The organism is Streptomyces sp. NBC_01689 (assembly GCF_036250675.1).
Lineage (GTDB): Bacteria > Actinomycetota > Actinomycetes > Streptomycetales > Streptomycetaceae > Streptomyces.
Window position 1 is genome coordinate 7,256,430 of record NZ_CP109592.1, and the last position, 21,812, is coordinate 7,278,241.

The following is a 21,812-nucleotide window of genomic DNA, read 5'->3' on the forward strand; positions in this document are numbered from 1 at the left end:
CCAATGAAGATCAGCATCCACAGGACCACGCGTTCCGCGCTGGCCGTCGCCCTGGGTTCCGTGCTCGCGCTCACCGTCACCGCCTGCGGTGACGACGGCAGCGGGGCGGCGGGGGACAAGGGCGGCGACGGCTCGGGCAAGGGCCGGATCACCTTCTGGGACAACAACGGCGGTGTCCGCACCGACATCTGGAAGCAGATCATCGCGGACTTCGAGAAGAAGTACCCGGACATCAAGGTCGACTACGTGGGCATCCCCGCGGCGAGCGCCCAGTCGAAGTACGACACCGCGATCCAGGGCGGCGGTCTGCCCGACGTCGGCGGAGTGGGCACCGCGATGCTCGCCGAGGTCGCCGTCCAGGGCGCCCTGGACCCGCTCGACGGCAGGCTGGCGAAGAGTCCGCTGAAGGGCAGACTGAGCCGGAACCTGCTCGACGTCAGCCGGGCCGCGGGTGGTGCGGGCAAGCTCTATCAGGTGCCGACGTCCGCGAACAACGGCACGCTCTGGTATCGCACCGACCTCTTCGAGTCGGCCGGCCTGGACGCGCCGACCACCTGGACGAAGTTCTACGAGGCCGCCGACAAGCTCACGGACAAGGGCAGGAACCGCTTCGGCTTCACCATCCGGGGCGGCGAGGGAGCCATCGCGCCGGCCCTGGACGCGGTGTACGGCCAGACGGGCCTCACCTCGTTCTGGAACGGCGACCGGACCACCGTCAACGATCCCAGGAACGTGGCGGCGCTGGAGAAGTACATCGCCCTGTACAAGAAGGACACCCCGTCCGCGGACGTCAACAACGACTTCGCCAAGATGGTCGCCCAGTGGGACAGCGGCAGCATCGGCATGCTGAGCCACAACCTCGGCTCCTACCAGGATCATCTGAAGGCGCTCGGCGCGGGGAAGTTCAAGGGCATCCCGAACCCCACGCGGGACGACGGCACGCGGGTGCAGGTCTCCAACCCGGTCGACGGGCTGAGCCTCTTCAAGTCCAGCAAGAACAAGTCGGCGGCCTGGAAGTTCATCGAGTTCGCCGTCTCGGCCGCGGAGAACTCCAAGTTCAACGAGTCGGCGGGCCAGGTCCCGGCGAACACCGACGCGGCCGAGGACGCCTGGGTCCAGCGGGCCGAGCCGACCAGGCTCGCCGCGGAGGCGCTCAACGGCGCCGGCACCAAGATCGTGCAGCTGCCGTACTACCTGCCGGACTGGAACACCATCTCCAAGGCGGACAACGAGCCCAACTTCCAGAAGCTGCTGCTCGGGAAGATGAGCGCGAAGGACTTCCTGGACACGCTGGCCGACCAGCTCGACAAGGCACAGGCGGACTGGAAGGCGCATCACTAGTCACGCCGGTTCGCCGCGCGGGCCGGTTCGGTCCGTGTGTGGCCGGTCGGTCCGGGAAGGGACGCGGGAGCGGCCGGCACGGGTGGCGCCGTGTCCCGTGTCCCACCGGCCGGCCGCGGCCGGCCGGCGCGATTCCCGGCGCCTCGGCCCGGACGCGTGAATCCTCGCGTGGCCGTTCGACCCGTTCCTCCCCTCCCCTCCCGTACTCCCACCGGAAAGCGAGAGCCGCACCATGATCGAGAACCGTTCCGTGAACTCACTGAAGTGTCATGCTCGCGTCATCGCGTCGCTGGTCGGATGCACCGCCCTCGTCCTGGCCGCCACCGGCACCACCGCCCAGGCCCGGACGCGAACCCACGACCTCGCCCGCCAGGTCCTCCCCGCCGGCGACGGCTGGGGCTCCGCCACCACCGGCACCACCGGGGGAGCGGCCGCCGACGCCGCGCACGTCCACACCGTCACCACCTGGGCGGGGTTCAGGGCCGCGCTGGCGGACGGCTCCACCGCGCCGAGGATCATCAGGGTGAAGGGCACGATCGACGCCGGCGCCGACGGCTGCGAGTCCTTCGCCGCGCCGGGCTACGACTTCGACGCCTATCTGCGGAAGTACGCGCCGGAGAACTGGGGTCGCACCACCGACCTGAACGCCGAGCCCGACGACAGCCCCGAGGGGCTGCGCCGCGCCTCCGCCGCACGCCAGGACACCGCCGTCAAGGCGGAGATCCCCGCGAACACCACGCTGATCGGCGTCGGCAGGAACGCGGGCTTCAAGGGGGCCAGTCTCCAGATCAAGGGCGTGGACAACGTCGTGGTCCGCAACCTCACCTTCGAGAGCCCGCTCGACTGCTTCCCGCAGTGGGACCCGACCGACACCGCCGTCGGCAACTGGAACTCCGAGTACGACAGCGCGGTGGTCCACGGCTCCACGCATGTCTGGCTGGACCACGACACCTTCACCGACGGGGACCACCCCGACAGCTCGCTGCCCACGTACTTCGGCCGGATCTACGAGCAGCACGACGGCGAGCTGGACATCGTCAGGGGCGCGGACTACGTGACCGCGTCCTGGAACGTGTTCACCGACCACGACAAGACGATCCTGGTCGGCAACAGCGACAGCGCCGAGACCGCCGCGCTCGACCGGGGCCACCTCAAGGTGACCTTCCACCACAACCTGTTCTCGAACCTCGTCGAGCGCGCGCCGCGGGTCCGCTTCGGCCAGGTGGACTCGTACAACAACCACTTCGTCGCGGGCGAGGGCTTCTCCTACAGCTACGGCATCGGCATGGAGTCCCAACTCGTCGCGGAGCACAACGCGTTCACCCTGCCGAGCGGGACCAGCGCGGCGACGGTCCTGAAGAAGTGGAAGGAGGCGCCGCTCACCGCGGCGGACAACTACGTCAACGGGGTGGTGACGGACCTGATCGCGGTGCACAACGCGGAGATCCCGGCCGAGCCCCTGCGGTCCGGCGCCGGCTGGACACCGACCCTGCGGCCCCGGGTCGACCGGCCGAGGGCGGTACCGGGGCTCGTCGACCACGGCGCGGGCGCGGGAAAGCTCCGCTGACCTCGGCCGGAATCCGCTGCGGGCCGGGCCGCCCGTGGGCGCCCGGCCCGTCCCCCGCCGTCCGCTGCACCTGGCGTCCGCCGGGATGGGCGGACGCGCCCTGTGCCTTCGTGGACTTGGAGGTCGAGCTTCAGTGTCGGCGGACTTCGACAGGCCAGGGTCCGCTCGGTCCTGCCGATGAGGAGTAGTCATCGCGCCGGATCTCAAGAAGTGCCTCGTGCACGTAACCCTCGATGTCCGGCACGTAGGACGCGAGACCCGGGCGGCGCATCGTGAAGGTCACATTGGCCGTGAGGGTGTCGTCGTCGAGTCCGCCCATCGAGAGGGAGACGTACGCGCTCACGGAATTCTCCCCGAATTGCCCTTCTGCACTTTCGAGGCATGCGAAGGAGTAGGCGAGGCACCGGCGGAGAAGCGGCTCCTCGCGATCCTTCCCGGATGCGGGAAGGTCGTAGTCGGTCATCGCACGGCCGTTGACCGAGGTCTCCTCCTGCACCACGTCGAAGAAGGAACCGACCGTACCCTCGGCCAGTTCGGCCAGCAGGACCGCACCGCCGGAGGTCACGGTCCAGCCGTGCCCGGCGACATCACGGAAGGGCTGCGGAATATCCGACTTCGTCAGCCCGGCGAGGTCGGTCCGCTGCACCATGGCGGCCATCATTCTGTTCACGCGCATGTCTATCCCTCGCCCAGAGCGGCGAGTCCCTTTCTGATGGCGGCGATGAATCCCGGATTGTTCCCCACGGCCTTCAACAGTGAACGAGGGATCCCGTCGAACTCTCCGGTCTCGAAATTGTACTGGTATTTTGCGCTCTTGTTCGTTTGGTCCTGGAAATGCAGCTGCCCCGGACGTTGGCCCGGGTTGGGATTTTCTACGTCGATGCGATAGGGACCCTGATTCCAGAGGGTCTTGCTGGTGATCTGCGGCCCGTTGGAGCCGATCATTCCGGCGGACCGGGGGTCACGAATTCCGTAGAGGTCCCGCATGTCCCGGATGCGGTCGTCCACGACCTTCGGATGGTACGGATCGTCCCTGAAGGCGGGCTGGGAACCATACCCGTCCCTGAGCTGCGGACAGGGTCCCAGGCCGAGCGGGTCCGACCAGGAGTACGGGTTGTGCACGTACGTGGCCGGATGGGGGGCCGGCGCCAGACCGAGAGGGTCGGGCGAGAGATAGCGCGCGGTTTCGGGGTCGTAGTAACGGAAGTAGTTGTAGTGGAGGCCCGTTTCCGCGTCGGCGAACTGGCCGGGAAAGCGCAGCGGGCAATCGGTGCTCGTTTCTTCTGCGTTCTCGAAGGCAGGGAGACCTGTGCCCCACAGAGCGGTACGCCGTTGCCAGGTCACCTCGCCTTCCTCGGTGACCAGTTCGGCGGGGGCGCCCACGGCATCCGTGACGATCGCGTGGAAGCGGACGTCACGGTCGCCCGTGGTCTCCTCCGCCAGCCGGGCGAGGAAGGACTCCTGCGAGCCGCGCGGCATGGGTGTGCGGTCGGTCTGGGCGACCGGCCGCGGGGTGTCGGGGAAATAGTCCCAGGACGTCACGCGGCCGTCAGGTGAGGTCTGCTCCGCCAGGCGGGTGCCGTCCCAGGAGAAGTCCGTGCGCGCGGTGACGGTGCGGTCCCCGGCGAGACGCGTCTTGGCGATCCGGCGGCCGAGGGGGTCGTACAGGTACTGCCAACGCTCGGCGTCCGGGGTGACCACCTCGGTCAGCCGGTCCTCGGCATCCCACGCGTACGTCCACGTGCGCCGCTGCCCGCTCAAGAGCACACGAGTCCTGCGCACGAGTCGGCCCTGGGCGTCGTGCTGGTACGTCGTGCGACCGGCACTGCGGATACGAGTGCCGTCGAAGGTGCGCTCGCCGGTGGCTTCGTGAGCCGGGGCGTTGGCGTGCGTGAGGTTGCCCGTGGTGTCGTAGGCGTAGGTCTCGCTCCAGCCGAGTGCGCGAACCCGGGTGACTCGGCCGATGGCATCCAGTTCGAATGACCGTGTGCCTGAGGTGAGTTCACGGATCTGAGTGAGATGACCATCGGGGCGATAGGCGTAGGAGCGATGCTGGAGAAGCCGGTTGCCCGTGCCGTCTCCGGTGTCGGTCAGCGTCTGGGACGTGAGACGTCCTGCGGGGTCCCAGTTCTGGGAGAGCTCCACGTGATCGCCGAGAAGGCGCCGCGTCTCCCGGCCTGCCGCGTCGTATTCGAACGTCATTTGTCCAACGTCCGATTGGAAGACGACCGGGCGGCCCAGCGGATCGTAGGTCCAGTGCGAGGTGCGTCCGGACGGCGTGTGGCGACGGATGGTGCGCCCCAGGGCGTCGTGGACGAAGGAAGTCGTGCGGCCGTTGACGGTCTCACCGATGGTGCGGCCCGCTGCGTCGTACACGAAAGCGACTTCAGATCCCGCGTTGCGCGCACCGGCCAGACGACCGCTTGCAGCGTAGGTGTAGACCGTCGTCGCGCCGCTGTCGTCACGCTGCTCGGTGACCCGGCCGAGCTGGTCCCGTGCGAAGCGCAGTGACTCGCCCGCGCCGTTGCGACGTGCGACAAGAGCGCCCGACGCGTCCTGTTCGTAGGCGAGTTGCCTTCCGTCGAAGTCGGTCTCCGCGATGAGGTGGCCCGCCGGGTCGTAGACGTACGACCATGTTCGGCCCCGCGGGTCGGTGACGCCTGTAAGGCGCAGCTCCGTGTCATGTGTGAACGTGTAGGTCGTGCCGTCCGGCGCGGTACGTGTGGCGGGGATGTCGAAAGGGGCGACCGTGTGATGGGTGACGTTCCCCGCAAGGTCGCTGTGGGTCAGGAGGTTGCCCTGGGCGTCCCAGGTCCATGATTCTCTTGAGCCGTCAGGGAGCTCACGCCACTCCGGGCGCCCCTCGACCGTCCAGCTCAGCCGTGTCGTGCGGCCCAGCGGATCGGTGAGTTCCACGATCCGGCCGAAGGCGTCGCGACGGATGGTGGTGACATGCCCGATCTCGTCGGTGACCGTCACAGGGAGCCCGGCGGAGTCGGAAGTGACCGCACGCGTGTGGCCGAGGGGATCGGTCAGGGTGGCCAGATGACCGGACTCGTCATACGTGTACCGCGTCTCGGCGCCGATCGGGTCGATCACGGCGAGCAGGTTGCCGCGGGAGTCGTAGGTGTGGCGCCACTCGGCACCACCGGGCTCGACCACGTCGGCGGGTAGGCTGGACGTGGTGTACGTCGCGCTGGCCACCGACCCGTCCGGCAGGGTCAGCTCGATGAGGTTTCCGGCGCTGTCGTAGTCGTAGCGGGTCGTGCGGCCCAGAGGGTCGGTGACCGAGCGGGGGCCCGCACCCCGCTCTTCCCATTCCGTGCGCGTGACGTATCCGAGCGCGTCGGTCTCCTCGACGACCAGACCCTCGGCGTTGTAACGGTGACGGGAGGCATGGCCCAGTGAGTCGGTGTACGTGGTCGTGGACGCGGTGTCGTCGTACGTCAGCGTGCCCGAGAGGATGCCGTCGACGCCCTCGGTGCGGACCACCCGGCCACGTTCGTCGTAGACGTAGCAGAACCAGGTCCCGCTACGGTCGGTCCATCGCGTCATCCGGCCCTGGTCGTCGTAACTGAACCGCAGTGGTTCGCCACTGGAGTCGGTCACCTCGGTGAGGTTGCCCGCGGGGTCGTAGCCGTATCGCATGACGAGCGTTCCCTCGCCCATCGGGCCGTCGGGGCCGAAACGGGAGGGGGGCTGGTCGAGCAGACGCAGGGCGGTGATCCGGGGGCCCGAACTGTCGACGGCCAGGTAGTACCCACCCGAGTGACGGATGCCGAACGGCACGCCCTCAACGTCGCGTTCGATGTCTATCCGCGCACCGTTGCGGTCGCTCCAGGAGTCCAGCGGCAGATGGACGACGCCGAAGGAGCCCGACGGGAAGGGAGTGCTGAAGGTGCGTACGACACCTGAGCCGGGGTCGGTGATCGTCATGACGCCGTCGGGCTTGCCGTCCCAGCGCAACGGCCAGCGCGCTCCCCTCACCGGGAGCGTCGGCACGTCCGGCTCCGGTACGGGGTAGACGAGCCGCATGCCGTCCGCCGCCGCGAAGACGACACCCTCGCCGTCGATCTGTACGCACTCGTCGAGGGTGGATGTCCAGGTCGGGCCGAAGCACACGCCGCCCCGGTAGGAGGAGAGATGGGTGCGCTGGAAGACGAGGGGGAGGGAGGCCGGCAGTGTCAGGTCGGTCTGGGTCATCAGCATGGCGCCCGTCGCCACATCGATGGGCTCACCGACGCAGGGCGTGCGATCGGCGCTGCGCGCCGCCGGACCCAGATCGACCAGATCGGGACGGAGTGACGGCGGTCGAAGCAGCAGGGGAGTGGTATCGCTGAACGCGCCCTCCACACCCGCCTTCAGCACGCCGGTGCCCGCGCCCAGCGCACCGCCGAAGATCACGCCGTCCTTGGCGGCCTGGTTGACCTCGTCCAGGTTGAAGCCCTGCTGCAGTCCGGTGACCATCTTCAGCGGCTGGGCGACGGCGAGATCGACGGTGACCGACTCGATCCCACCGAAGGAGGCCGCGATCAGAGTGCCCGCGGCTATCTCGGCGACGGTGCCGGACACGGCGACACCCATGGTGGTGCCGAACTCGATGATGGCGTCCGCCGCGGCGACGGCGGCTCCGGAAGCGAGGCCCGCCGTGAAGAAGGCCAGTGCCACCCCGCCCGCGATCACGGCGGCGTCGACGCCGATCTGCGTCCAGAGTTTGTTGATGGCGTCGTCGATGGCGTCCGCGAACTTGTCCAGAGCCTTGGCCATCGCGCGTGCCGACTCGGCCAGGTCGCTCAGCCACCCGGCGTCCTTGCCCCGGGCGTAGCGGCCCCAGAACTTCTCGAACGCGTCGATCGATTCACCGGTGTTGTGGTGGATCAGGGAGGAGGCACTCGTGTGCACCGGCCCCCGTACGTCGTCGACCGCGTCGGCGAAGGTGCGCCAGGCGGTCGCCGCGGACCGCAGGGAACCGGAGTTGGCGTCCGGCCACCAGAGTCCCAGCTTCAACAGGATCTTCTTGGCCTCGTCCTCAACGCTCACCGGCACCGTCGCTCTGCTGGTCCTTGTCCGCGACCTTCACCTCGGTGAACATCCCTGCGATCAACTGGTCGTTGTCCACATGGCCGTCCGCCAGGTCGTCCATGGCCTCGTGGATGCTCACCAGCCCGAGTACGAGCGTTCCCGCCGCGCTCTCGATCTTCTTCTGCAGCGGTGAGTAGGAGTCACCGAACTCGCTGCCCTGCTTGTCATCGCCCCAGGGCCTGCCCAGGCCGTCCAGGGTGGTGACGAGGGTGGTGAGTGCCTTGCTGAGGTTCTTGGCCCCTTCCTGGAAGTCGGGCGCCGCCCGCTTCAGGTCGGCGGTGTGGATGTGCAGCACCATGCCGTCACCGCTGCCCTCACTCATGCGGCTCCCCCCGTCCGACGCGCCGTTCGCACACGTCTCCGACCCTAGGAGAAGCGTTTCAAGGGATGGTCAAGGACATGTCAGCCCCGGGTAATGGGGTGAGGCAAGTGCCCACCCCGGCCCGGATATCGATCGGATAAAGGCTCTCGCGTGTCGTGAGTGATGCGCGTAGACAGTCTCCGACCTGGTGCTCGGCAGATGAGCACCCGAATCGTCCAGATCCGGAGAACTTATGCGGAAGTCCCTGAGAGCGGCGGCCGTCGGTGCCGCCTGTGTCGTCGCCGGTGCCGCCCTGTACGGCACGGGTGTCGCCACCGCCGGGCAGTCCACGGCGAACTCGACCCATGAGCCGTACAACATCGGGGTGTTGGTCAAGGACATCGACACCTACTACGGCACCACGCTCGACAGCAACGGCGTGTACCAGGCCTCGGCCACCAGCCGGTACGCCAAGGACCTGGCACGTCTGGAGTCCGACGCCAGGCGCCACATCGACAAGGCGGCCCACACGGCGCGGCACCGGGGTGAGAAGCCCGCGGTCGTCTTCGACATCGACGACACGCTGCTGCTCTCCCTCGACTACGAGAAGAAGACCAACTACACGTACAACTCGGCCACCTGGGCGTCGTACGTGGCCCAGGCCGACCGTCCGGCCGTCTTCGGCACGCCCGAGCTCGTCGCGTACGCGAAGTCCAAGGGCGTCGAGATCTTCTACAACTCGGGCCTGAAGGAGTCGCAGCGCGCCGACGCGGTCACGAACCTGAAGAGGGTCGGCGTCGACGTCGACCTCGACGCCGCGCACATGTTCCTCAAGGACGCCGCCAACCCGCCCGCGTACCTGAGCTCCTGCGCCACGGCCGCCGCCTGGAACTGCACGACCGTGCAGTACAAGGCCGGCACCCGTCAGCACATCGAGTCCCTCGGGTACGACATCGTCGCCAACTTCGGCGACCAGTACTCGGACCTCGACGGCGGCTACGCGGACAAGACGTACAAGCTGCCGAACCCGACGTACTTCGTCAGCTGACACCTCCTCACCCGCCCCACGGGGCAGAGTGAACGCCCCCGCCGGTGATCACCGGCGGGGGCGTCTCTCCGTCCGGCTCCGAGGGGGGATCGGGCCGGCGGATCCATGGCGGCGAGCGGTGCGTCCGGTCCGGGCCCGTGAGGCCGTCGACCGGAGGCTTCCTCCCCGCACGGAAGAGGACGGGGAAACGGGGCCGTCGGTTGTGCCGTGGCACGCATCCGCGCGGGACCGGCCGGCTGCCATCCGTCCCACCCGGCGCGGACGGGTCGTGTAGCGCACCCCGGCCGGAGGGCGCGGCCGTGTATACGGTCTTCGGGCCGCTCCTCGGGGACCGGCCCACGCCCGGGGCGCGGGTTCGACGGGGTTCGTCCGGAGGGTCGCACGGCGCGGGGCGGACCGAACCCGATTCCGTAACACGGGGAAAACCTGAACACGGCGCGACGGGGGAACAATCCAGCCAGCATCCGCACACCCGTCCCGCAGGCCACGAGGAGTGTCCCTTGTCCGAAGCGCAGAAGACCGCAGAGCCCCCGAGTGCCGTGCCACCGGCGGCGAACGGCGTCGACCGGTACTTCAAGATATCCGAGCGGGGTTCCACGTTCGGCCGGGAGATACGCGGCGGATTCGCCACGTTCTTCACGATGGCCTACATCCTTGTCCTGAATCCGATCATCCTCGGCAGCGCCAAGGACAAGTTCGGCCACCACCTCGACAGCGGCCAACTCGTCACCGCCACCGCCCTGGTGGCCGCGGTGATGACCGTCGTCATGGGCGTGGGCGGCAACCTGCCGCTCGCGATCGCGGCGGGCCTCGGGCTGAACGCCGTCGTGGCCTTCCAGATCGCCCCGCTGATGAGCTGGCCCGACGCCATGGGCCTGGTGGTCATCGAAGGCGTGATCATCTGTGTGCTGGTCCTCACCGGACTGCGCGAAGCGGTCATGAACGCCATCCCGCAACAGCTGAAGCACGCCATCGGTGTCGGCATCGGACTCTTCATCGCCTTCATCGGCTTCGTGGACGCCGGGTTCGTCAGCCGCATCCCGGACGTCGCGAACACCACCGTGCCCGTGCAGCTGGGCGCGACGGGCTCGCTGACCGGCTGGCCCGTCCTGGTCTTCTGCCTCGGCGTGCTGCTCACCATCGGACTGATGGCGCGCAAGGTGAAGGGCGCCATCCTGATCAGCATCGTGACGATGACCGTGGTCGCCGTGATCATCAACTCGGCCGCCGACATCAAGAGCTGGGGCCTGACCACACCGAAGATCCCCTCCGACGTGGTCGCCGCGCCGGACTTCGGTCTCGTCGGTCACTTCAGCCTGTTCGGCGGCTTCGGTGAGACCGGAGCCCTGACGGTCGTCCTGCTGATCTTCACGCTCATCCTGTCGGACTTCTTCGACGCCATGGGCACGATCGTCGGCATCAGCGCCGAGGCCGGGCTGCTCGACGAGGAGGGCAAGGTGCCGGGCATCGGCCGGGTGCTGTTCATCGACGGCGCCGCGGCGGTCGCGGGCGGCGCGGCCTCCGCCTCGTCCAACACCGCTTACATCGAGTCCGCGGCGGGCGTCGGCGAGGGCTCGCGGACCGGCTTCTCGAACCTGGTCACCGGCGGCATGTTCGCCCTCGCCCTCTTCCTGACCCCGTTGCTCACCATCGTTCCGCTCCAGGCCGCGGCGCCCGCCCTCGTCGCGGTCGGCTTCCTGATGATGACCCAGGTCAAGCACATCGCGTGGGACGACTACGAGATCGCGATCCCGGCGTTCCTCACCATCGCGGCGATGCCGTTCTCCTACTCGATCACCAACGGCATCGGCGCGGGCTTCGTCGCCTACGTCCTGATCAAGGCGGTGCTCGGCAAGCTCCGGGAGGTCCACTGGCTGCTGTGGGCCGTGTCGGCGCTGTTCCTCGTGTACTTCGCGATCGACCCGGTCAGGCAGCTGTTCGGCGTCAAGTGACCGCAGGCGCGAAGGGCCGCCCCGCGTCACCCGGGGCGGCCCGTGCCGTGCACGCGTCTCAGTCCTTCAGCGCCGCCCGCATCATCGCGCGGGCGACCGGGGCCGCCAGTCCGTTGCCGCTGACCTCGGAACGGGCCGCGTCGGACTGCTCGACCATGACCGCGACGGCGACCTCCTTGCCGTTCGAGTCGGACTTCGCGTACGACGTGAACCACGCGTAGGGCGTCTTGCTGTTGTTCTCGCCGTGCTGGGCCGTGCCCGTCTTGCCGCCCACGGTCGCGCCCGGGATCCGCGCGTTCGTGCCCGTGCCGTCCTCGACGACCGTGCGCATCGCGGACTGGAGCTGCTCGGCGGTCGAGGAGCTGACGACCTGCTTGGTCACCGTACGGTCGTCGTAGTTCTCCACCACGTTGCCGCCGGAATCACTGGTCTGCGCCACCATGTGCGGCGACACCAGCTTGCCGCCGTTGTCAATGGCCGCCGACACCATCGCCATCTGGAGCGGGGTCGCGGTCACGTCGAACTGGCCGATGCCCGTCAGCGCCGTGGACGACCTGTCCATGCCCGAGGGGTAGACGCTCGGGTAGGCCCGCACCGGCACGTCCTGCGAGGCGTCGTTGAAGCCGAACTTCTCCGCCATCGCCCGCAGCTTGTCCTGGCCGAGGTCGACGGCCATCTTCGCGAAGACGTTGTTGCAGGAGTACTGCAGCGCGACCCGGATCGGGGCGTTCGCACAGGGCGCGGAGGCGCTCTCGTTCTTCAGGACGGTCGTCGTGCCCGGCAGGGTGTACGGGTTCGGGCTGGCCGTCTTCGTGTCCACGTCCGGGTACAGCCCGTCCTCCAGCGCGGCCGCGGCGACGACCAGCTTGAACGTCGACCCCGGGGGCAGCGGCTGGCGCAGGGCCCGGTTGGTCATCGGCTTGTCCGCGTCCTTCGTGAGCTTCGTCCAGGCGGCGGAGTCGCCGGCGCTCAGCAGCGAGGGGTCGTACGAGGGGGTGGAGACGGCGGCGAGGATCCTGCCGGTCCTGGGGTCGATCGCGACGGCCCCGCCCTTCTTGCCGCCCAGCGCCCGGTAGGCCGCCTTCTGCACGTCCGGGTCGATCGTCGTGACCACGTCACCCGGGTCGGCGCGCTTGTCGGTGACCGTGTCGAGAGGGTTCTTGAGCCGGTTGTCCGTACCGTCCAGGAGGTCCCGGTAGATGCCCTCCAGCTGGGTCGCCCCGAACACCTGCGAGCTGAAGCCGGTGACGGCCGCGTACAGGCTGCCGTCGGTGTACGTGCGCTTGTACCTGAGGTCGCCGCCCTTCGTCTGCGCGGAACCGGTGATCGCGTTCCCGGCCACGATGATGTTCCCGAGCGGGTGCGCGTACTGCTCGATCGCGTTCCGCCGGTTGTTCTTGTCGTCCGCGAGTGCCCTGCCGTCGTAGAACTGCACCCAGGTCGCCCTGACCAGCAGGGCGAGCACGAGCAGCAGAGTGAAGACGGCGGCACGCCTGATCGTCTTGTTCATCCCGCTCAGAAGGACGAGCGGAAGGGGTCGAATCGTTCCCTTCCGCCCGTATTTCTCATGCGCCGTTCATGATGTCCGCGTCATCGCCCCAGGGTGAGGAGGACCTCGTCCGTCTCCTCGCCGCGCGCGTGGGCGTACCCCCGGTCCCGCCCCGTCACCTGGAAGCCGCACTTCTCCAGGACCCGCAGCGACCCCGTGTTGTCGGCCGCCGCCCGCGCGCGCAGCGGCCGTTCGGGGACCTCGGCCAGCAGTCCCCGCAGCGCGGCCGTGGCGATGCCCCGGCCCCAGTGGAACCGGTCGATCCAGTAGGTGACCTCGCGCTCTCCGGGTTCCCCGTACACCGCGGCGCTGCCCACGACGTCGCCGTCCACGAGGACCGCGCGGAGCACGGCGGACGAGGCGCGGACCCGCTTCCAGTGGGCGTCGAAGGCCTCCCGGTCCGCCGGGTCCGCGGGGGTGAAGGCGGCCGTCCGGAGGGACTCCGGGTCGTTGAGCTGCCGGTAGAAGACCGGCAGGTCGCTGTCGTGCACCGGGCGGAGCGCGATCTCCATGGCTCAGAGCCTCCGGGTGGCGAGGGTCAGCCGGTCGCGGGCGTCGAACAGCGCGTCCTTCACCGTCTGCTCGTGCGCGGGGGTGAGCCGGGCGACCGGCACCGAGCAGCTGATCGCGTCACGGGCCGGGGTGCGGTACGGGATCGCGACGCCGAAGCAGCGCAGCCCCAGCGTGTTCTCCTCGCGGTCCACGGCGAAGCCCTGCTCCCGTACCTGGTGCAGCTCCCCGATGAGCCGCTCCCGGTCGGTGATGGTGTGCTCGGTGAGCGCGGGGAGCGTCTCCGGGAGCATCTTGCGCACCTGCTCGTCGGTGTGGGTGGCGAGCAGCGCCTTGCCGAGCGAGGTGGAGTGCGCCGGGAGGCGGCGGCCGACCCTGGTGAAGGGGCGCAGGTAGTGCTGGGACTGGCGGGTGGCCAGGTAGACGACGTTCGTGCCGTCCAGGCGGGCGAGGTGGATGGTCTCGGTCGTGTCGTCCGACAGCCGGTCCAGGGTGGGCCGGGCCGCGGCCACCACCTCGTCGCCGTCGATGTACGAGGTGCCGACCAGCAGGGCGCGTACGCCGATGCCGTACCGCGTGCCCGTCGCGTCCGTCTCCACCCAGCCGAGCTCCACGAGGGTGCGCAACAGCATGTACAGGCTGGACTTCGGATATCCGACGGCCTCCTGGACCGCGGCCAGGGAGTGCATTCCGGGACGCCCCGCGAAGTACTCGAGCAATTCCACGGTCCGTACCGCGGACTTGACCTGTGCTCCGCCGCCTGTCTCGCCTGCCGACATCGCCCTTGACCCCCTCGTTCGACGGGAAATAGTCTCGCATCATATTCACCATCTGAGACAGCGTTCAGTATATCGAACGGCGCTGGTCGGTGACACAAGAACCGCGGCATCACATCTGGAGGGACCCCCGGTGGCAGCAGCACCAGTCTGGAGTGTCGACCCCCGTACCGGGAAGCAGCGCGAGCAGGTTGCGGTGGAGGCCACAGCCCAGGAGGTCGACGAGACCGTCCGCGCCGCGCACGCCGCGCGGGGAGCCCTCGTGGACCGCACCGTGCGCGCGGCCTTCCTGCGGACCGCCGCGGACCTCCTCGAAGGGGCCAGGGACCAGCTCGTCGAGGCCGCCGACGCGGAGACCGCGCTCGGCCCGGTCCGGCTCACCGGCGAACTCGCCCGCACCTGCTACCAGTTGCGGGCCTTCGGGGACATCGTCGACGAGGGCGCGTTCCTCGACGTCGTGATCAACCACCCCGACGACACGGCGACCCCGCCGATCCCGGACCTGCGCCGCTACAAGGTGCCGCTGGGCGTCGTCGCGGTCTACTCGGCCTCGAACTTCCCCTTCGCCTTCTCGGTCGCCGGCGGCGACACCGCGAGCGCGCTCGCGGCCGGCTGCCCGGTCGTGGTCAAGGCGCACCCCGACCATCCCGCGCTCTCCGAGCTGGTCGCGGCCGTCCTGCGCCGCGCCGCCGGCCGGCACGGCATCCCGGTGGGGGTCGTCGGTCTGGTGCACGGCTTCGAGGCGGGCGTCGAACTCGTCCGGCACCCGCTGGTCGCGGCGGCCGGCTTCACCGGGTCCGTCCGTGGCGGCCGGGCGCTCTTCGACGCGGCGGCCGCGCGCCCCGTGCCGATCCCCTTCCACGGCGAACTCGGCTCCCTGAACCCCGTCGTCGTCACCGAGGCCGCGGCGGCCGAGCGGGCCGAGGCGATCGGTGCCGGACTCGCGGGTTCGATGACGCTGGGCGTCGGCCAGTTCTGTGTGAAGCCCGGCCTGGTGCTGGCCCCGGCGAGCGCGGCGGGCGACCGTCTGGTCAAGTCCCTCACGGACGCGGTCAGCAACACCGACGCGGGTGTCCTCCTCGACCACCGCATGCGCGACAACTTCGTCGCCGGCGTCACCGAGCGCGCCGAACTGCCGGGTGTGGAGGCCCCGGTGACGCCCGGCGCGGGCGGCGAGCACACGGTGAGCCCCGGCTTCCTGACCGTCCCGGCGGAGAAGCTCACGACAGCCGGCGAGCACGACCTCCTCCTGGAGGAGTGCTTCGGCCCGCTCACGGTGCTCGTCCGCTACGAGGACGACTCCGAGGCGCGCGCGGTCCTGTCCCGGCTGCCCGGCAACCTCACCGCGACCGTGCAGCTCTCCGCCGAGGAGGCGGCGGGCCAGGGCCGCGGCGCCGAGATCCTCGCCGAGCTGACACCGCTCGCCGGACGCGTCCTGGTCAACGGCTGGCCGACCGGCGTCGCCGTCGCCCCGGCCCAGCACCACGGCGGCCCGTACCCCGCCACGACGTCCACGTCGACCTCCGTCGGCGGTACGGCGATCGAGCGGTGGCTGCGGCCGGTCGCCTATCAGGGCGCTCCCGAGGCGCTGCTGCCGGCCGAACTGCGGGACGACAACCCGCTGGGCCTGCCGCGCCGCTTCAACGGGCGGCTGGAGCGCTGAGAGTTCCGCGGGCGGGCACCCTCGTGCCCGCGGCCTCGCACGGCCGCGGGCACACCCGGCCGGTCCCGTGGTGTGCCGTGCCCGGTCCGGGCGCGCCCCGGTGGACCTGGGAGACTTGACGGATGGACGTGGAACTTCCCGAACTCCCCTTCTCCCTGCGCACCTACGGCCCGGACGGACACTGGTCCTACGAGGACGGGGTGCTCGCCGGCTGGGCCGGCGGCCGCCAGGACCGTTTCGTGCCGCCCACCGGCGAGGCCCTGGACCCCGCCTCGGACGCGCCCCGGCTGCTCGGCGCCCCCGAGGGCGACTTCCAGCTGATCGCCCGGGTCACGGTCGGTTTCGGCGCCTCCTTCGACGCGGGCGTGCTCTACGTCCACGTGGGGGAGCGGGCCTGGGCGAAGCTCTGCCTGGAGTACTCCCCGGACGTGCCGACCGTCTGCACGGTGGTCACCCGCGGTCATTCCGACGACGCCAACTCCTTCACCGTGGACGGCAGTTCCGTCTGGCTACGGATCAGCAGGACCGGCCGCGCCTTCGCCTTCCACGCCTCCCGCAACGGAACGAAGTGGACCTTCATCCGGCTCTTCACGCTGGGTGACGAGAAGGAGACGTCCGACGCGCTGGTCGGCTTCATGACGCAGTCCCCGCTGGGGGAGGGGTGCGTGGTCACGTACGACGGCATCGAGTTCCGCCCGGACTGGCCCGAGGACCTGAGGGACGGCAGCTGACGCACCGCCGGGACGCGTGGGCCGGCCGGCGGGGCGGCCGGGGCACGACGCCCCCCCCGGTCCGGCCCCACCGGAACCGGAACCCCCGCTACCACGTCCTCCGCTGCATGATCAGAACGCACCGCACCGCCGGCTCCCTCGTGATCAGGACCGCACTGGCCGGCGAGGCCGCCGCCATCGCCGACCTGCATGTCCGCGCCCGCGCCACCTACTACCCGGACGGTCTGCCCGAGGACGGACTCGACTGGCCGGCGCTCTGGCGCGGCGCCATCGAGCGCCCGGACAGCCACGTGCTGTGCGGGGTGCGCGACGGCAGGCTGGCCGCCGTCGCCTCCTTCCGCAGGGACGAGGGCGCGCCCGCCGACTCCGTGAAGCTCTTCCAGTTCCACGTGGCCCCCGACCACTGGCGGTCCGGCGTCGGCACCTCCCTGCACGCGGCCTGCGTGGAGGAGTGGCAGGCCGACGGGGTGCGGACGGCCACCCTCGACGTGCACGCCGGCAACGCACGCGCGCAGGCCTTCTACGCACGCCAGGGCTGGTTCCCGGACCCGGAGAACCCACCGGCCGAGGGCGACCACCACCTCTTCCTGCGCTATGCCGTCCCCGGGGAATGAACCCGGACGGCGATACGTTTCCGCACGAGGACCCGCGGAGGACCGCCGACGTGTCCCCGTAGCCGTGCGACCTGGAGAGAGCCGAGACATGCGCGTCGAGATCTGGAGCGACATCGCCTGCCCGTGGTGCTACGTGGGAAAGGCGCGCTTCGAGAAGGCGCTCGCGGCCTTCCCGCACCGCGACGAGGTCGAGGTGGTGCACCGTTCCTTCGAACTCGACCCCGGCCGCGCCAAGGGTGACGTCCAGCCCGTGCTCGCGATGCTCACCAAGAAGTACGGCATGAGCGAGGCGCAGGCGCAGGCCGGCGAGGAGAACCTGGGCACCCAGGCCGCGGCCGAGGGCCTCGCCTACCGCACCCGGGACCGCGACCACGGCAACACCTTCGACATGCACCGCCTCCTGCACCTCGCCAAGGAGCAGGGCCGTCAGGACGAGCTGATCGGCCTGTTGTACCGGGCGAACTTCGCCGAGGAGCGGACCGTCTTCGACGACGACGAGCGGCTCGTGGAGCTGGCCGTCGCCGCCGGTCTCGACGCCGACGCGGCCCGCGGGGTCCTCGCCGACCCGTCCGCGTACGCGGACGACGTGCGCGCCGACGAGCGGGAAGCGGCCGAGCTGGGCGCGAACGGTGTGCCGTTCTTCGTCCTGGACCGCAAGTACGGGGTCTCCGGCGCCCAGCCCGCCGAGGTCTTCACCCAGGCGCTGACGCAGGCCTGGGGAGAGCGCCCGCCGCTCCGGCTGATCCAGCAGGGTTCCGCCGACGCGGAGACCTGTGGCCCGGACGGATGCGCCGTACCGCAGAAGTGAAACGCGCTGGTCGGGGCGGTTGTATAAGCGTTCGTTGAGGGAACCGGGCAGAACTTCGCAATGGACGAGGGGTCGCCGGGGCCGCAGAGTGGGTCGCATGGAGACCTTCGAGAGCCTGGTACGCGCCGAGTTCGCCCCGGAGAACACCTATCTGAACACCGCGAGCACCGGGCTGCTGCCGGCCCGCGCGGTGACCGCCCTGAGTGCCGCCGTCGCGTCCGTCGCCGCCGGGCGGCCCGCCGACATGTTCGCGGACGTCGAGGCCGCCCGGGCCTCGTTCGCCCGGCTGGTACGGGTCCCGGCCGCCCGGGTCGCGGCGGGTGCCTCGGTCGCCGTCTACAGCGGACTGATCGCCGCCGCACTGCCGCCCGGCGCCGAAGTGCTCACCGCCGAGGCCGACTTCAGTTCCGTGGTGAACCCCTTCCACATGCGCGGCGACCTCAAGGTGCGCGCCGTGCCGCTGGAACGGCTCGCCGAGTCGGTGCGCCCGGGCACCGCGCTCGTCGCGGTCAGCGCGGCACAGTCCGCGGACGGCCGCCTCGCCGATCTCCCCGCGATCCGCGAGGCCGCGCGGACCCACGGCGCCCGGACCTACGTCGACGCGTCCCAGGCCGCGGGCTGGCTGCCGCTGACCGCGGACGCCGACGACTTCGTCTCCTCCGTCGCCTTCAAATGGCTGCTCTGCCCGCGGGGTGTGGCCTTCCTGACCGTCCCGGAGGACTTCGGCGGACTCACCGCCGTGTTCGCCGGCTGGGTCGCGGGAGAGGCGCCCTGGGACAGCTGCTACGGACCGGTCGAGGAACTCGCCCACTCGGCGCGGCGGTTCGACGAGAGCCCCAGCCTCTTCTCCTACGCGGGGGCCCGGCACTCACTGGAACTGCTCGAGGAACTGGGTCCGGAACGCGTACTCGCCCATGACGTGGGTCTCGCGGACCGGTTCCGCGCCGGGGTGCGGGAGCTCGGCCACGAACCGGTGCCCGCGCCGGGCTCGGCGATCGTCTCCGTGCCCGGACTCGGCCGTCTGCAACCGGAGTTGAGCGAGTCCGGGATCCAGGTCTCCGACCGGGCGGGCCATCTGCGCGCCGCCTTCCACCTGTACAACACGCAGGCCGACGTCGACCGCCTGCTGGAGGCTCTGCGCCCCTGAGGCCCGGCGACTCCCGGCGAGGGGAGAGCCGTGGCCGCGGACCGCCACGAGCGGCGGTCCGCGGCCACGGCTCTCCCCTCGCCGGGGCGGGCCCGGGTCAGCGCACCGGGGTGAAGTCGCGGGCCCCGATGAACTCGGGCCTGCGCACGGGTGCCGCGAAGGGTTCGACGGCCGCGTTCTCCACGCTGTTGAACACGATGAAGACGTTGCTGCGCGGGAACGGGGTGATGTTGTCCCCCGAGCCGTGCATGCAGTTGCAGTCGAACCAGGTCGCCGAACCTGCCTTGCCCGTGAACAGCTTGATGCCGTGCCGGCCGGCGAAGTCGGTCAGCGCCTCGTCGGACGGCGTGCCGGCGTCCTGCATCTGCAGCGACTGCTTGTAGTTGTCCTTCGGCGTGGACCCCGCGCAGCCGAGGAACGTCCGGTGCGACCCCGGCATGATCATGAGGCCGCCGTTGGTGTCGTGGTTCTCGGTCAGCGCGATCGACACGGACACGGTCCGCATGTTCGGCAGCCCGTCCTCGGCGTGCCAGGTCTCGAAGTCCGAGTGCCAGTAGAACCCGCTGGCCCCGAAGCCCGGCTTGACGTTGATCCGCGACTGGTGGACGTAGACGTCCGAGCCGAGGATCTGCCGGGCCCGGCCGACCACGCGCTCGTCGCGGACGAGGCGGGCGAAGACCTCGCTGATCCGGTGCACCTCGAAGACGGACCGGATCTCCAGCGACTTCGGCTCGATGATGGAGCGCTCGTCCGCCCGGATCGCGGGATCGGTGACGATCCGCTCCAGCTCCCGCCGGTACACGGCGACCTCGTCCTCGCCGAGGAGCTCCTCGACCGGGAGGAAGCCGTCCCGCTCGTACGCGTGCAGTTCGGCACCGGTGATCGGACCGGGCGCGTCCGGCGCACCCCAGACGACCGGGTCCTGGCGGGGGACGGACACCTCGGTGGCGCCGCGGCTGGGATAGAGATCGGTGAGGGTGGTCATCGGTCTGTCACACCTCCTCGGTGAGCAGCGGGTAGACGCCGTTCTCGTCGTGGTCCTCGCGCCCGGTGACGGGCGGGTTGAAGACACAGATGCAGCGGAAGTCCTTCTTGATCCGCATCGTGTGCCTCTCGTGTCCGTCGAGGAGGTACGTGGTGCCGGGGGTGATCGTGTACGTCGCCCCGGTCTCGTCGTCGGTGAGTTCGGCCTCGCCCTCGACGCACACGACGGCCTCGATGTGGTTCGCGTACCACATGGACGTCTTCGTGCCCGCGTACAGGATCGTCTCGTGCACGGAGAAGCCGACCTTCTCCCTGGCGAGGACGACGCGCTTGCTCTCCCAGGTGCCCGAGGCCGACTTCACGTGCCGGTCGGTGCCTTCGATGTCCTTGAACGAACGGACTATCACGATGCTGCGATGCCTCTCTCTCGTTGCTCGGGTACGGGGTTCGGAAGGGGTCTCAGAGGGTCTCGCGGACGGCGCGGGCGAGGATGCGCAGGCCTTCGTCGAGTTCCTCGGGGGTGATGGTGAGAGCCGGGAGGAGCTTCACGACCTCGCTCTCCGGGCCCGACGTCTCGATGAGCAGGCCGAGTTCGAAGGCGCGCCGCGCGACGCGTCCGGCACGCTCCTTCTCGTGGAACTCCAGGCCCCAGACGAGCCCGCGCCCCCGGTACTCCCGGACATCGGCGAGGTTCTCCTCGGTGATGCCGATCAGGCCCTGCTCGATCTGCTCGCCGCGGGTGCGGGTCTGCTTCTCCATGGCGGAGCCGTCCGACCAGTAGGTCTCCAGGGTCGCGGCGGCCGTGACGAAGGCGGGGTTGTTGCCGCGGAAGGTGCCGTTGTGCTCGCCGGGCTCCCAGACGTCCAGTTCCGGCTTGAACAGGCACAGCGACATGGGCATTCCGTAGCCGCTGATGGACTTGGACACGGTCACGATGTCGGGGACGATCCCGGCCTCCTCGAAGGAGAAGAACGCTCCCGTCCGGCCGCAGCCCATCTGGATGTCGTCGACGATCAGCAGCATGTCCCGGCGCCGGCACAGGTCGGCGAGGGCGCGCAGCCACTCCGGCCGGGCGACGTTGATGCCGCCCTCGCCCTGGACGGTCTCCACGATGACCGCGGCGGGCTGGTTGAGGCCGGACCCCTGGTCCTCCAGCAGACGCTCGAACCAGAGGAAGTCCGGCACCTGGCCGTCGAAGTAGTTGTCGAACGGCATCGGGGTGCCGTGCACGAGCGGGACCCCGGCGCCGGCGCGCTTGAAGGCGTTGCCGGTGACGGCGAGCGACCCGAGCGACATCCCGTGGAAGGCGTTGGTGAAGGACACGATCGCCTCGCGCCCCTTCACCTTCCGCGCCAGCTTCAGCGCGGACTCCACGGCATTGGTGCCGGTGGGGCCGGGGAACATCACCTTGTACGGCAGGTCCCGCGGTCGCAGCACGAGGTTCTGGAAGGCTTCCAGGAACGCGCGTTTGGCGGTCGTCGACATGTCCAGACCGTGGGTGACGCCGTCGCGTTCCAGGTAGTCGATCAGGGCCCGTTTCAGTACCGGGTTGTTGTGCCCGTAGTTGAGGGAACCGGCTCCGGCGAAGAAGTCCAGGTACGCGTGTCCGTCCTCGTCGTACATCCGGCTGCCCTGGGCCCGGTCGAAGACGGTGGGCCAGCTGCGGCAGTAGCTGCGCACCTCCGACTCCAGGGTCTCGAAGACGCTCAGGTCGGGCTGGGTGATGGTCACGGCGGAAT

The 21,812-nt window shown here is 69.8% G+C and carries 18 protein-coding genes; 9 read left to right on the top strand and 9 right to left on the bottom strand.

What is annotated here, in order from left to right:
- Positions 1–3: 3 nt before the first annotated feature.
- Positions 4–1,341 (top strand): ABC transporter substrate-binding protein, encoded by a 1,338-nt coding sequence (locus tag OG776_RS31010; RefSeq protein ID WP_148007465.1) that lies wholly within the window; start codon positions 4–6, stop codon positions 1,339–1,341.
- Positions 1,342–1,573: 232 nt separating this feature from the next.
- Positions 1,574–2,908 (top strand): pectate lyase family protein, encoded by a 1,335-nt coding sequence (locus OG776_RS31015; protein WP_148007466.1) that lies wholly within the window; start codon positions 1,574–1,576, stop codon positions 2,906–2,908.
- A gap of 130 nt (positions 2,909–3,038) precedes the next feature.
- Here OG776_RS31015 and OG776_RS31020 read toward each other — a convergent pair whose 3' ends face one another.
- The 3 genes from OG776_RS31020 to OG776_RS31030 are packed head-to-tail and all read right to left on the bottom strand — an operon-like array spanning position 3,039 to position 8,312.
- Positions 3,039–3,566: a hypothetical protein gene (locus OG776_RS31020; RefSeq protein WP_329322889.1), complete on the bottom strand. Its 528-nt coding sequence runs from the start codon at positions 3,564–3,566 to the stop codon at positions 3,039–3,041.
- A gap of 20 nt (positions 3,567–3,586) precedes the next feature.
- A complete protein-coding gene (locus OG776_RS31025) occupies positions 3,587–7,948 on the bottom strand; it encodes a DUF6531 domain-containing protein (RefSeq protein ID WP_329322890.1) in 4,362 nt (1,453 codons plus the stop codon).
- Positions 7,938–8,312 carry a hypothetical protein gene (locus tag OG776_RS31030; RefSeq protein WP_148007469.1) on the bottom strand — a complete coding sequence of 125 codons (375 nt, stop codon included), beginning with the start codon at positions 8,310–8,312 and terminating at the stop codon, positions 7,938–7,940. The genes OG776_RS31025 and OG776_RS31030 overlap by 11 nt, the downstream gene beginning before the upstream one ends.
- A 232-nt stretch (positions 8,313–8,544) precedes the next feature.
- Here OG776_RS31030 and OG776_RS31035 point away from each other — a divergent pair, with 232 nt between their 5' ends.
- Both OG776_RS31035 and OG776_RS31040 read left to right on the top strand, forming a co-directional pair.
- Entirely contained in the window at positions 8,545–9,339 is a 795-nt protein-coding gene (locus tag OG776_RS31035; protein ID WP_329322891.1) for an HAD family acid phosphatase, read from the top strand.
- A gap of 500 nt (positions 9,340–9,839) precedes the next feature.
- Positions 9,840–11,291, top strand: coding sequence for an NCS2 family permease (locus tag OG776_RS31040; protein ID WP_148007471.1), 1,452 nt, complete (start codon positions 9,840–9,842; stop codon positions 11,289–11,291).
- A gap of 58 nt (positions 11,292–11,349) precedes the next feature.
- Here OG776_RS31040 and OG776_RS31045 read toward each other — a convergent pair whose 3' ends face one another.
- The 3 genes from OG776_RS31045 to OG776_RS31055 all read right to left on the bottom strand — a co-directional run bounded on the left by OG776_RS31045 (position 11,350) and on the right by OG776_RS31055 (position 14,129).
- Positions 11,350–12,801, bottom strand: a complete 1,452-nt coding sequence (locus tag OG776_RS31045; protein WP_148007472.1) for a peptidoglycan D,D-transpeptidase FtsI family protein — start codon at positions 12,799–12,801, stop codon at positions 11,350–11,352.
- A gap of 80 nt (positions 12,802–12,881) precedes the next feature.
- The gene (locus OG776_RS31050; RefSeq protein WP_329322892.1) at positions 12,882–13,352 is read right to left on the bottom strand and encodes a GNAT family N-acetyltransferase; all 471 of its coding nucleotides are present in this window, start codon (positions 13,350–13,352) and stop codon (positions 12,882–12,884) included.
- Between the two features lie 3 nt (positions 13,353–13,355).
- Positions 13,356–14,129 (bottom strand): IclR family transcriptional regulator, encoded by a 774-nt coding sequence (locus OG776_RS31055; protein WP_329322893.1) that lies wholly within the window; start codon positions 14,127–14,129, stop codon positions 13,356–13,358.
- Positions 14,130–14,259: 130 nt separating this feature from the next.
- Here OG776_RS31055 and OG776_RS31060 point away from each other — a divergent pair, with 130 nt between their 5' ends.
- The 5 genes from OG776_RS31060 to OG776_RS31080 all read left to right on the top strand — a co-directional run bounded on the left by OG776_RS31060 (position 14,260) and on the right by OG776_RS31080 (position 19,089).
- Positions 14,260–15,789, top strand: coding sequence for an aldehyde dehydrogenase (NADP(+)) (locus OG776_RS31060; RefSeq protein ID WP_148007475.1), 1,530 nt, complete (start codon positions 14,260–14,262; stop codon positions 15,787–15,789).
- 122 nt (positions 15,790–15,911) lie between these two features.
- The gene (locus OG776_RS31065; RefSeq protein ID WP_148007476.1) at positions 15,912–16,520 is read left to right on the top strand and encodes a DUF1349 domain-containing protein; all 609 of its coding nucleotides are present in this window, start codon (positions 15,912–15,914) and stop codon (positions 16,518–16,520) included.
- Between the two features lie 107 nt (positions 16,521–16,627).
- Positions 16,628–17,134: a GNAT family N-acetyltransferase gene (locus OG776_RS31070; protein WP_329322895.1), complete on the top strand. Its 507-nt coding sequence runs from the start codon at positions 16,628–16,630 to the stop codon at positions 17,132–17,134.
- Positions 17,135–17,222: 88 nt separating this feature from the next.
- Entirely contained in the window at positions 17,223–17,942 is a 720-nt protein-coding gene (locus OG776_RS31075) for a DsbA family oxidoreductase (RefSeq protein ID WP_148007477.1), read from the top strand.
- Between the two features lie 97 nt (positions 17,943–18,039).
- Positions 18,040–19,089, top strand: coding sequence for an aminotransferase class V-fold PLP-dependent enzyme (locus OG776_RS31080; RefSeq protein WP_329322896.1), 1,050 nt, complete (start codon positions 18,040–18,042; stop codon positions 19,087–19,089).
- 97 nt (positions 19,090–19,186) lie between these two features.
- On the opposite strand, the gene thpD is transcribed toward OG776_RS31080, so the two are convergent.
- Genes thpD through ectB form a run of 3 tightly spaced genes read right to left on the bottom strand, consistent with a single transcriptional unit; the run spans position 19,187 to position 21,804 of the window.
- A complete protein-coding gene (thpD, locus tag OG776_RS31085) occupies positions 19,187–20,074 on the bottom strand; it encodes an ectoine hydroxylase (RefSeq protein WP_148007479.1) in 888 nt (295 codons plus the stop codon).
- 7 nt (positions 20,075–20,081) lie between these two features.
- On the bottom strand, positions 20,082–20,480 hold the full coding sequence (locus OG776_RS31090; RefSeq protein WP_329322898.1) for an ectoine synthase: 399 nt from the start codon (positions 20,478–20,480) through the stop codon (positions 20,082–20,084).
- A 52-nt stretch (positions 20,481–20,532) separates the two neighbouring features.
- On the bottom strand, positions 20,533–21,804 hold the full coding sequence (gene ectB / locus OG776_RS31095; RefSeq protein ID WP_148007481.1) for a diaminobutyrate--2-oxoglutarate transaminase: 1,272 nt from the start codon (positions 21,802–21,804) through the stop codon (positions 20,533–20,535).
- Between the last annotated feature and the right edge of the window lie 8 nt (positions 21,805–21,812).

What these genes read in the sequence shown, in the direction of transcription:
- OG776_RS31015 (WP_148007466.1), top strand. Translation starts at nt 1,574, where the DNA reads ATGATCGAGAACCGTTCCGTGAACTCACTGAAGTGTCATGCTCGCGTC.
- OG776_RS31070 (WP_329322895.1), top strand. Translation starts at nt 16,628, where the DNA reads ATGATCAGAACGCACCGCACCGCCGGCTCCCTCGTGATCAGGACCGCA.
- OG776_RS31055 (WP_329322893.1), bottom strand. Translation starts at nt 14,129, where the DNA reads ATGTCGGCAGGCGAGACAGGCGGCGGAGCACAGGTCAAGTCCGCGGTA.
- thpD (WP_148007479.1), bottom strand. Translation starts at nt 20,074, where the DNA reads ATGACCACCCTCACCGATCTCTATCCCAGCCGCGGCGCCACCGAGGTG.
- OG776_RS31080 (WP_329322896.1), top strand. Translation starts at nt 18,040, where the DNA reads ATGGAGACCTTCGAGAGCCTGGTACGCGCCGAGTTCGCCCCGGAGAAC.
- OG776_RS31035 (WP_329322891.1), top strand. Translation starts at nt 8,545, where the DNA reads ATGCGGAAGTCCCTGAGAGCGGCGGCCGTCGGTGCCGCCTGTGTCGTC.
- OG776_RS31065 (WP_148007476.1), top strand. Translation starts at nt 15,912, where the DNA reads ATGGACGTGGAACTTCCCGAACTCCCCTTCTCCCTGCGCACCTACGGC.
- OG776_RS31010 (WP_148007465.1), top strand. Translation starts at nt 4, where the DNA reads ATGAAGATCAGCATCCACAGGACCACGCGTTCCGCGCTGGCCGTCGCC.
- OG776_RS31075 (WP_148007477.1), top strand. Translation starts at nt 17,223, where the DNA reads ATGCGCGTCGAGATCTGGAGCGACATCGCCTGCCCGTGGTGCTACGTG.
- OG776_RS31045 (WP_148007472.1), bottom strand. Translation starts at nt 12,801, where the DNA reads ATGAACAAGACGATCAGGCGTGCCGCCGTCTTCACTCTGCTGCTCGTG.
- OG776_RS31050 (WP_329322892.1), bottom strand. Translation starts at nt 13,352, where the DNA reads ATGGAGATCGCGCTCCGCCCGGTGCACGACAGCGACCTGCCGGTCTTC.
- OG776_RS31030 (WP_148007469.1), bottom strand. Translation starts at nt 8,312, where the DNA reads ATGAGTGAGGGCAGCGGTGACGGCATGGTGCTGCACATCCACACCGCC.
- OG776_RS31020 (WP_329322889.1), bottom strand. Translation starts at nt 3,566, where the DNA reads ATGGCCGCCATGGTGCAGCGGACCGACCTCGCCGGGCTGACGAAGTCG.